Genomic DNA, 1,389 nt, shown 5'->3' on the forward strand with positions numbered 1-1,389 from the left:
GGAATGATGATATGCTAGTGCTAAAACGCGGAGAGAAAGGCATTGTGGTGCTAAACAAATCCGCACGCGCACAATCGCTATCGTTAAAGACTGAGTGTGATTGGTTCGATTTGATGTCAGATCAAAGCGTTAAAGCCGGGATAGAACTGAAGGTTCCGGCAAAGTCGTTCATGTTATTGGTGCAAAAATAAAAGCGGCGACAGAAGACAATAAAAATGAGCTCAATAGGAGCTCGTTTTTATTTGAATCGTCAAAGCCGTTATTGGCATTCATTCACGCAACATTCGGCACGAAGAAAGTCGATGACATCGTCCAAACATTCGTATTCAGCAACACAAAAAAGAATGCGGCCTTCACGGCGCTGAGTAATGAGTCCTGCAGAGGCTAAACTGGAAATATGATGAGAAAGTGTGGATGCAGGAATACCGAGTTTTTCTTGCACACCGCCTACCGCAATGCCTTTGTAGCCAGCTTTAACGACTTCTTTATAAATGCATAGACGGGTAGGGTGCCCTAATTCTTTTAATGCTTTAGCGACGGCTTCTAGCTCCATACTGACCTCTAAACTGACCAACGTTAAATGTGTTTCGATAATAGGGAAACTCGCCTTGAATGCCAACTTTTCTGGTTTGACTCTGTGTGATTTCAGGCGAGTTTCATACCGACTCATACTGTGATGACAAAAATTGTTTCCTCCAATGAGACAGATCAATCTTCATTATTATTTCACCCCACGTTCAAACTTCCTCTCCTACACTCTTTGATGAGTTGTCAGTTGGCAGAACAAGGAGGCGGCCATGATTGCAGTTCATCGAGATTATTGTTTGTCTAGCAGTTCAGAGTTACACGCGCACGTTAAAGTAAACCCTGTTGGAAGATTGGAAGTTGAAATTATCGAACTTGAAGAGCGTCATACGACCGAGTTTGATGATTTATCTTTTGAAAGTCGTGGGTGTGAAACTCGAATTTGTGGCAAAGAAGACGCAACCCCGTGGCAGTTCAATCTTGCAGTTACCGACGCGTTAGAGCTTTCTCATTTAGTTGAAGAAGCGAATGAAGAGTATGAGATTTTGATGAATGACCTCATGTAGCTTTCATTATAGATGAAAGTCACTGTGGTGATTTAGGGCTGCGTGCTGACGTACAACCGACAAAAAAACCTCCCAATGGTGGGAGGTTTTTGTATTTCTGTTTTTGCGTTAAATCGCTTCTTCTTTTGGTGGCGTAATATCTTGCACGTTTTCACCGTCAAAGTTTTCAGCGTAACCTTTTGGCGGTGGCGTCCAGCCACGTTCAGAACGCGATAACTTATCGTGACGATCTTTGCGCATCTCTTCCGCCATTTTCTCTTCGAGCTGGATGAATAGCTCGCGGAAGTTGTTATCGAAG

3 protein-coding genes and 1 pseudogene are annotated in these 1,389 nt (G+C 43.3%); 2 read left to right on the top strand and 2 right to left on the bottom strand.

Annotated features, from left to right (window positions below):
- A pseudogene (locus R7Q47_RS24560) lies at positions 1-191 on the top strand (alpha-amylase); the annotation flags it as partial.
- 68 nt (positions 192-259) lie between these two features.
- Here the strand turns inward: R7Q47_RS24560 and R7Q47_RS24565 are convergent.
- Entirely contained in the window at positions 260-553 is a 294-nt protein-coding gene (locus R7Q47_RS24565; protein ID WP_005459687.1) for an ArsR/SmtB family transcription factor, read from the bottom strand.
- A gap of 244 nt (positions 554-797) precedes the next feature.
- On the opposite strand from R7Q47_RS24565, the gene R7Q47_RS24570 reads away from it, so the two are divergent.
- On the top strand, positions 798-1,091 hold the full coding sequence (locus R7Q47_RS24570) for a hypothetical protein (protein WP_005459692.1): 294 nt from the start codon (positions 798-800) through the stop codon (positions 1,089-1,091).
- 108 nt (positions 1,092-1,199) lie between these two features.
- Here the strand turns inward: R7Q47_RS24570 and R7Q47_RS24575 are convergent.
- Positions 1,200-1,389: hypothetical protein (locus R7Q47_RS24575; protein WP_318089857.1), on the bottom strand; the 190-nt coding region annotated here is incomplete at its 5' end.

The sequence above is a fragment of the Vibrio sp. Vb0349 genome, assembly GCF_033338975.1.